Raw genomic sequence first — 7,701 nt, forward strand, 5'->3', positions numbered from 1 at the left:
GTCGAGTGACCGTGAGTCCCCGTGAATCCCCGCAGGTTGCCGACCGTACGGGCACGCTGCATGCTTCCCGTACACTCTTCGGGCTAAAGCGTTCTTCGGCCCTGGTGGGCAGCTGACGGGGTGTCGGGCGTGGAGCCGGTCTGAAGTCGTTCCACGGATAACGCCGCACAGGCGAGCGATCGATTCGAAGCTCGCTGGGGGCGGATCAACTCTGCGCGGGTGTAACCGGCCAGCGGTCGCTGGGCACCGCGTTTTGCACACCGGACGGGGCAAGCCGAAGTACGACGCGGTGCCTTGCGGAAGCCTGACAAGACGCGGTCGGTTCTTCCGTTGGTCGTCGCGGCCCCGGGAGTACAGCGCCGCGAGGATGTCACCGATCAGATGGCTCCGCCATTGGCGTAGAGGACTTGGCCATTGATCCATCGCGCCGGACCAGCGAGGAAAAGGACGACCTCGGCAATGTCGTCAGGGGTGCCGATCCGCTCCAGCGGCGAGCGGTCAGCGATCTCCGCGCGGAGATGTTCACGGCCCGAAAGAAACTCCTGGAGCATATCCGTATCGATGGCGCCGGGTGCGACGGCATTGACCGTGACATCGCGGCCTCGCAACTCCCGCGCCAGCAGCAGAGTCAGCGCCTCCACTCCGCCCTTGGTCATGATGTAGGCGGCATTCCCTGGGTTCGAGAACCGGGTGACAGAGCTGGAGAAGTTCATGAGCGCACCGCCCGGTCGCAACCTGCGGGCTGCCTGCTGGTCAACGATGAAGGTGCCACGAAGGTTGACACGAATGGCATGGTCGAGCTGATCAAGGTCGAAGTCGGCTACCGAGCCCCTGGACAGGGCGCTAGCGGCGTGCACGACCACGTCCACGCCGCCGAAAGCCTCCTCCACCGTGTCGAAGAGCGTCGCCACCTCATCCTCTTTTGCGACGTCTGCGCGTACGGCCATGGCCGTGCCGCCGGCGGCGGTGATGTCTTCGACCACGGCATTCGCGGCCGCGGCAGCCTGTGCGTAGTTGACGACGACGGCCAGCCCACTTGCGGCGAGGCGCTCGGCGACGCGCCGGCCTATGCCGCGCGACCCTCCGGTGATGATTGCGACGCGCTGGGCTGTGGTGGTGGTCATACGGTAACTCCGGTCTCGTGCCCGTCCTGACGACAGGCGGTGTGCTGTGCGGTTTCAGTCTGGGATCGACCGATCGGGACTCGGAATGCTTGAAAGTCCCGAAAAGTTGCGCGACAGTACAGGAGTGTCCTGGCGTGTTCAACTGTCCGCCCCCGAGCCCGGCGACCCGCTCAGCGAAGCGCTCGCCCTCAGCGAGGCGCGCTCAGTCATCTCCGGCGGTTTCCGGGCGACGGCGCCGTGGGCCCTTCGGTTCTGGCCACGGGCCCGGCTGAAGCTGGCCGGTGTCGTCTCAGGCGCCTGCTGGGTGACAGCGGACGGCCCTCAAGCTCCACTGCTGCTGGGTGCGGGCGATGTGGCCGTCCTCAACGACGTGAAGAGCGTGCAACTCGCCTCCGATCCAGGGCTCGAACCGGCTGAGGCGGCACCGATGTTCGGTCCGGGCCGCGAGACGATCGTGCGGATCACCAGCCATCACCAGGAACACGGCGCGGCGCCTACGGAGGAGACGAAGGTCCCAGCCGGCCTGAGCACCGTGATCATCGGAGGCCATGTCGCCCTGAACGCCACTGGCGAGGAACTGCTACTGGCCGCGCTCCCGCCGCTCACGCGAATCGGCGCGGAAAGCGCCGAGGCCCCGGTCGTCCAATGGATCCTCGATCGTCTATTGCACGAACTGGATGCCGAACGGCCAGGCACCCATCACGCATCCCATCAGTACGCCCAACTTCTGCTCGTCGAAGTGCTCCGCTCCACGCTGGCGGCCTCGCCCGAGTCCTTCCCCGCCGGCTGGCTGCGCGCACTGGCCGACCCACACCTCGCGCCGGCCCTTCGCCGTATGCATGCCGATCCCGGCCGCCGCTGGCATCTCGAAGAACTCGCCCAGGCTGCCGCGATGTCGCGCACCAACTTCAGCATGCGCTTCCGCGCGGCGGCAGGCGTACCACCTCTCACCTACCTCCACCACTGGCGCATGCACATCGCCGAACGCGCTCTTTTGGACGATGAGACGCTGATTGCCTCCCTGGCTTCGAGCCTCGGTTACGCCTCCGAGAGTGCTTTCAGCAACGCCTTCAAACGCACTCATGGATATTCGCCGCGCAACTACCGCGCGAAGATCCACGCAAGACAGCAATCGGAAGCGTTGACGATTCCCGACAGCCAGAGCGTGTCCGCCGATGCTTAGGCGCAGTACAACCTCGTCGAGGCGGGCTGCTGGGCTTGCCTGGCCATCGGCAGCATCCACCGCGGCAAGGTCGTCACCATCGTCCTCGAGGAGACCCAGTTCCGGATCCTCTACCAGGGCCAGGAGCTGTCGGCCCATCCCCGCGTGGTCGTCAAGAAGGTGAAACGGCTACGAGCAAGCGGCAACATCGACTACGGAATCTAGGCCCGGTGTAAAGCATCACCCGAGACGGATCCGTCAAGCATCACCTGAAGGTCGACAGCGGTGCTGCCCCTTGGTGTCCAGTCCCGGGACATGCTTGCGTGCTCCTCGGCGTGCCGGTCGGAGCGGCTCATGATCCGCTCGGCTTTCCCTGCGCGAGGCGCGCGACGTGGTCCCACTCCTCGAGGGCGGCGAGCCGGCCGGAGTACTCGGTGCGCAGAGCCTCCAGGCCGCCCGTGCCGAACAGCACGCGCAGCGGCGGAGCGGGCGCGTCGGCAACGGCCAGGAGGGCGTCGGCGGTTGCGGCGGTGTCTCCGAGGACGAAACCGGCGGCCTGTGCGCCGGCGTAGAGCGCCTCGCGCGCGTGCTGGTAGGCGGGGTCCTGGCGGGCCTGGGGGGAGGAGGCCGTAAGACCCGAGGGGAACATGATCGGTTCGATGAGCGTGACATGGATGCCGTATGCCGCGACCTCGGCCGCGAGTGACTGGCTCATCGCCTCCAGCGCCCACTTCGAGGCGTTGTAGATACCCAGCGCCGGGTAGGCCACCAGACCGCCGAGCGAGGAGACCTGCATGATGTGTCCGGAGCGGCGCTCGCGCATGCCGGGCAGTACGGCGCGGGTAGTCCATACTGCGCCGAGGTAGTTGACGTCGATCTGGGCCCTGATCTGGTCGTCGGTAGGCTCCTCCAGGGCTCCGTGCAGCATGTGTCCGGCGTTGTTGACGAGCACGTCGATGCCCCCGAACTGCTTCTCGGCGGTGCTCACGGCGTCGTTGACGGCGGCCATGTCCGCGACGTCGAGCTCCAGCGCGAGGACCTGGTCGCCGTAGCGGTCGACCAGGGGACGCAGCACCTGCGCGTTGCGGGAGGTCGCCGTGAGCCGGTCGCCACGGGCGAGGATCGCCTCGGCCCAGTGTGCGCCCAGGCCACGGGAAGCACCCGTGAGGAACCAGTTCCGGGGGGTACGAGAAGTACTCATGGAAGATGTCTCCGAAGGCTCGGTGGTCGGGTGTTTCCCGACGCCTGACCAGCGTGCTTCCGTGGCGCCGACGCAACCAGAGTCGGCTTACCCAGGGATCGGCGGTCTCTGGCTGCCGGTCTGGCTGTGACGCAGACTCGAAGGGTGGACACCAAGCAGTTGGCAGATTTCCTGCGGGCGCGCAGGGAGGCGCTCGGCGCCGGGGACGTCGGCCTCCCAGGCACGGGGCGTCGGCGCACTCCCGGACTGCGCCGTGAGGAGGTCGCGCGCCTGGCCGACATCTCCACGGACTACTACACCCGTCTGGAGCAGGATCGTGCGCCGCAGCCATCGCCGGGCGTGCTGCGGGCGATCACCAGGGCACTGCGCCTGACCTTGGACGAGCGCGACCATCTCTTCCGGCTGGCCGGGCACCGACCGCCGGACCGCAGGCGGTCCGACGACCATGTCGCGCCGAGCCTGCTCGGTGTGCTGGACCGCCTTTCCGATGTCCCGGCTCAGGTGATGACCGACCTCGGTGCCACCCTGGTCCAGAACGACCTGGCACGGGCCGTCTTCGGCGATCTCACCCGGCTGCGCGGTGCCGCGGGCACGATGGTGTACCGGTGGTTCACCGATCCCCGCACCCGGGCCGGGTATCCGGTTCAGGATCACGCGACGGAGTCCCGGGCGCTCGTCGCCGACTTGCGGGCCGCGACCGTCCGCCGCGACGACGCGCAGGCGAAGGACCTGGTCAAACGGCTGCTACGGGCGAGTCCCGAGTTCGAGGCCCTGTGGCGTCTGCATTCGGTGGGAGTGATGCGCAGCAGACGCAAGCGGATCCAGCACCCCGAGGTGGGCCTACTGGAATTCGACTGCCAGATGCTCGTCGATGAGGAGCGCACACAGATCCTCGCCCTGTTCTCGCCGGCGGCGGGCACACCGACGGCGGAGCGTCTCACACTTCTCGGTTCCCTGGGACCGCTCGCCGCCCAGCGCTCTTCTCGGTGAGCCCGTCCGCCGGGGAACCGTCCGTGCCGCGGCGAACAGCGGCCGGCAAGCGCATCGTCTCTGTGCCCGAACTCCTCTTGCCTGATCTCCGCACGCGCCTGAACACGTACGCGGGGGAGGGGGAAGAGGGCCTGGTGTTCATCGGGCCGAAGGGTGCGCAACTCCGGCGGGCGAACTTCACCCGGACATGGAGCAAAGCGATCACGGAGGCCAAGCTCACTGGCTTCCACTTTCATGATCTGCGGCACACGGGGAACACCTTCGCCTCGCAATCCGGTGCGACTCTGCGAGAGCTGATGAACCGCATGGGCCACTCGACCACGCGGGCTGCGCTGATCTACCAGCACACCGCCATGGAGCGCGACCGGGCCATCGCTGACGCGCTGGGCAGGCTCGCCACGGAGGCGCTGACCAAGCAAGATCAAGACGGATCGGGCACGTAACGGGCACGGAAGATCGAAATGGCATCAAAAAAGATCAAGGCCCGGGTCGGGGATCATCCTCTGACCTGGGCCTTTGTGTGTGGAGCGGGTGACGGGAATCGAACCCGCGCTGTCAACTTGGGAATCGGCTACTGATCTACCCTCTCTGAGCTGGGAAACAGGGGTGCAGTTCGGCGCTGGTCGAGTCCGTCACTTCCCGTGAGTCCCCGCTGATCGCCGTTCAATCTGGCACGCATCTGGCACGACGATCAGTGCAAACGCTGACATGGTGGCGGCCTGACGCGTCGGCTACGGTGCGTTCCCATGGCCATACGAGTATTTGCAGACGACGTCGGGATCTGGGAGGTACATCCCAACGGCACCACCGGGTTCCCGTGGCCGGAAATAACGAGCGTATCCGTGTATGCGTCGCTGTTTCCGCCGGATGACCAGCGGGTCGTGGGGATGGATGTCAGTCACGTATCAGGGGAGTACATGGACATCGTCGAGATGATCGAGGGGTTTCGGCAGGCAGTACTTGCTGTGGCGGCTCGTTCCGGGTGCGACGTTCCTGATCTCTCGGCGATGCAGCCGTCGGACGGTTTTGTCGAGATCTATCGATCAGCTTTGTAGCGCCTCGTGCAGGCCTCTGTGTCGGCCGATTCCGGCTCCCTGACCTGGGCCTTTGTGTGTGGAGCGGGTGACGGGAATCGAACCCGCGCTGTCAGCTTGGGAATCGGCTAGTGATCTTCCCCCCGTGACCTGGAAAACGGGTCTGCAGCTCTGGGGCGGTGGAGTGACCGTGAGTTCCCGTGAGACCCCGCTGATCGCCATTCGATCTGGCACGCATCTGGCACGAAGTCTCGATGCCAAGACACCGCTGACCGCAATGCATCGAGGTCCGAACGTACCGTCTATGGGTCTTGTGACAAGATCGCGGAATGCTGCAACTCACCGATTTCATCATCGACTGCCCGGACACGATGAAGCTGGCGGCCTTCTACTCCGAGGTGACGGGCCGCCCGATCAAGGAAGGCAGCCACGAGAACTGGGCCGGCATCAAGTTCGGCGAGGTCGAGCTGGCCTTCATCCGGGTGGACGACTACCGCGCTCCGCAGTGGCCCGACAGCGAGCACCCCAAGCAGTTCCACCTCGACTTCGAAGTGGACGAGATCGAGTCCGAGCAGCGCCGCGTCCTCGACCTCGGCGCGACGCTGCAGCAGGACTCCATCGGTTCCGACGGCTACGGCTGGCGGGTCTACACCGACCCGATCGGCCACCCCTTCTGCCTGTGCCGCAACAAGGGCGTCATCTGGACCGACCAGGGCCTGATCTAGCCCAGGCGTAGCCCGACAAAGATCAGGGCCCGGGTCGGGAGTCATCTTCTGACCTGGGCCTTTGTGTGTGGAGCGGGTGACGGGAATCGAACCCGCGCTGTCAGCTTGGGAATCGGCTAGTGATCTACACTCTCTGAGCTGGGAAACAGGGGTGCAGCTCAGGCGTGGTCGAGTCCCCGTGACTTCCCGTGAGTCCCCGCTGATCGCCGTTCAATCTGGCACGCATCTGGCACGAGACCTCGCGCTCTGCGGTCGTCACAGGTGGCTCTGGAATGAACTCCCGTCCATCCCTCAGATGGAACCGGCGAGGATCTCAGCCCTTCAGCCGGTCGTACTCCGCTACGGCAAGGCCGCTTGGTCTCCTGAAACCGTCCATACCGTTCCGGGAGTGACCGATATCTAGGATGATCAGCAGGTGGAGATAGTCGTTCAGTGGGTCCGCACCTCATGGACCAAGCGATCACGTGGCGGAGTCGGAGCCGCCCGAAGGAACGCCGCCCCCATCGCCTTCACGCGGAAGGCATGCCCGGTCTGCACCTCCACGATCTTCGCCACACCGGCAACATGCTCGCCGCCGAGTCCGGAGCAGGCCTCAAGGATCTGATGGCTCGGATGGGGCACGACAACGTAAGGGCCGCCATGATCTACCAGCACGCCGCACGCGGGGCGGACAAGGCGATCACGGATGCGATCAACAAGCAGCTCCAGGCGCGGGACGTCGCCGACGAGATGCCCGCAGGGTGATCCACAGAGATCCTGTAGCTAGGAGAGTCAGGGCTGCGACGGCTTCTTTCTGCCATCCTCGGCAGGCAGGAGCTGCGGCGCGGATACTTTGACAGCGTCGATCAACTGCTGGAGCGACGGGTTCACCATAGCTCGGCCGGCCACGGTTACGGTCGGAACCGTTTCGTTCCCGTCTGCCACAGAACGGACGAATCGTGCCGCTTCTTGATCTTTCCATATGTTGATCTCGTGGTAGCTCAAGCGAGTGAAGCGCAGGCGGAGGCGGAGCCGCATGCAGAAGCGACAGCCGGGCCGCCAATAGAGAACCACACCCCCGTGATCGGCATCCTTGAACGAGCTGGCGTAGCCTCGACGAGGCAGATTGGTGAGCACTAGCCACAGCGTGTAGGCCGCAAGGAAAGAGATCGCTGTGGTGGAGAGCACGCTAGAGATCGCCGACACATAAGGAACATATCTCTCAAGCTCTTGATCGCTGAACCTCGTGCCGGATGATCTACGGCGACGTCAGCGAGACCGAGAGACGCGACGATGACTGTGTCCAACTGGGTGACAACGCGCACGGACGAACATGGACACTGACGGACGGCGATGGACGATCGCCACAGGCGAAGAGCGCGTTAGACCACAGTAATGGCCCGTTAATGGCCCGAGTAGATCGAGCAGCCCCAGAAACAATCAAGGCCCGGGTCGGGAATCATCCTCTGACCTGGGCCTTTGCTGT

9 protein-coding genes are annotated in these 7,701 nt (G+C 65.4%); 6 read left to right on the forward strand and 3 right to left on the reverse strand.

What is annotated here, in order from left to right; translation table 11 throughout:
* Positions 1-377 precede the first annotated feature (377 nt).
* Positions 378-1,124, reverse strand: coding sequence for an SDR family oxidoreductase (locus Pth03_RS29145; protein WP_203947615.1), 747 nt, complete (start codon positions 1,122-1,124; stop codon positions 378-380).
* A gap of 85 nt (positions 1,125-1,209) precedes the next feature.
* On the opposite strand from Pth03_RS29145, the gene Pth03_RS29150 reads away from it, so the two are divergent.
* Complete coding sequence (locus Pth03_RS29150; RefSeq protein ID WP_239119453.1) at positions 1,210-2,307, forward strand: AraC family transcriptional regulator; 1,098 nt, start codon at positions 1,210-1,212, stop codon at positions 2,305-2,307.
* Positions 2,308-2,638: 331 nt separating this feature from the next.
* Here Pth03_RS29150 and Pth03_RS29155 read toward each other — a convergent pair whose 3' ends face one another.
* Positions 2,639-3,487 (reverse strand): SDR family NAD(P)-dependent oxidoreductase, encoded by an 849-nt coding sequence (locus Pth03_RS29155; RefSeq protein ID WP_203947617.1) that lies wholly within the window; start codon positions 3,485-3,487, stop codon positions 2,639-2,641.
* A 144-nt stretch (positions 3,488-3,631) separates the two neighbouring features.
* Between Pth03_RS29155 and Pth03_RS29160 the strand changes: the two genes are divergently transcribed.
* From Pth03_RS29160 to Pth03_RS29180, 5 genes are all read left to right on the forward strand, one after another.
* The gene (locus Pth03_RS29160) at positions 3,632-4,477 is read left to right on the forward strand and encodes a helix-turn-helix transcriptional regulator (RefSeq protein WP_203947618.1); all 846 of its coding nucleotides are present in this window, start codon (positions 3,632-3,634) and stop codon (positions 4,475-4,477) included.
* A 23-nt stretch (positions 4,478-4,500) separates the two neighbouring features.
* A complete protein-coding gene (locus Pth03_RS29165) occupies positions 4,501-4,920 on the forward strand; it encodes a tyrosine-type recombinase/integrase (RefSeq protein WP_203947619.1) in 420 nt (139 codons plus the stop codon).
* A 303-nt stretch (positions 4,921-5,223) separates the two neighbouring features.
* Positions 5,224-5,532, forward strand: coding sequence for a hypothetical protein (locus Pth03_RS29170; RefSeq protein ID WP_203947620.1), 309 nt, complete (start codon positions 5,224-5,226; stop codon positions 5,530-5,532).
* Between the two features lie 308 nt (positions 5,533-5,840).
* Entirely contained in the window at positions 5,841-6,236 is a 396-nt protein-coding gene (locus tag Pth03_RS29175; RefSeq protein WP_203947621.1) for a VOC family protein, read from the forward strand.
* Positions 6,237-6,758: 522 nt separating this feature from the next.
* Positions 6,759-6,980, forward strand: a complete 222-nt coding sequence (locus Pth03_RS29180; RefSeq protein WP_239119454.1) for a tyrosine-type recombinase/integrase — start codon at positions 6,759-6,761, stop codon at positions 6,978-6,980.
* Between the two features lie 27 nt (positions 6,981-7,007).
* Here the strand turns inward: Pth03_RS29180 and Pth03_RS41730 are convergent, their stop codons facing one another.
* Positions 7,008-7,421 carry a glutaredoxin domain-containing protein gene (locus Pth03_RS41730; RefSeq protein ID WP_239119455.1) on the reverse strand — a complete coding sequence of 138 codons (414 nt, stop codon included), beginning with the start codon at positions 7,419-7,421 and terminating at the stop codon, positions 7,008-7,010.
* Between the last annotated feature and the right edge of the window lie 280 nt (positions 7,422-7,701).

The organism is Planotetraspora thailandica (genome assembly GCF_016863335.1).
Lineage (GTDB): Bacteria > Actinomycetota > Actinomycetes > Streptosporangiales > Streptosporangiaceae > Planotetraspora > Planotetraspora thailandica.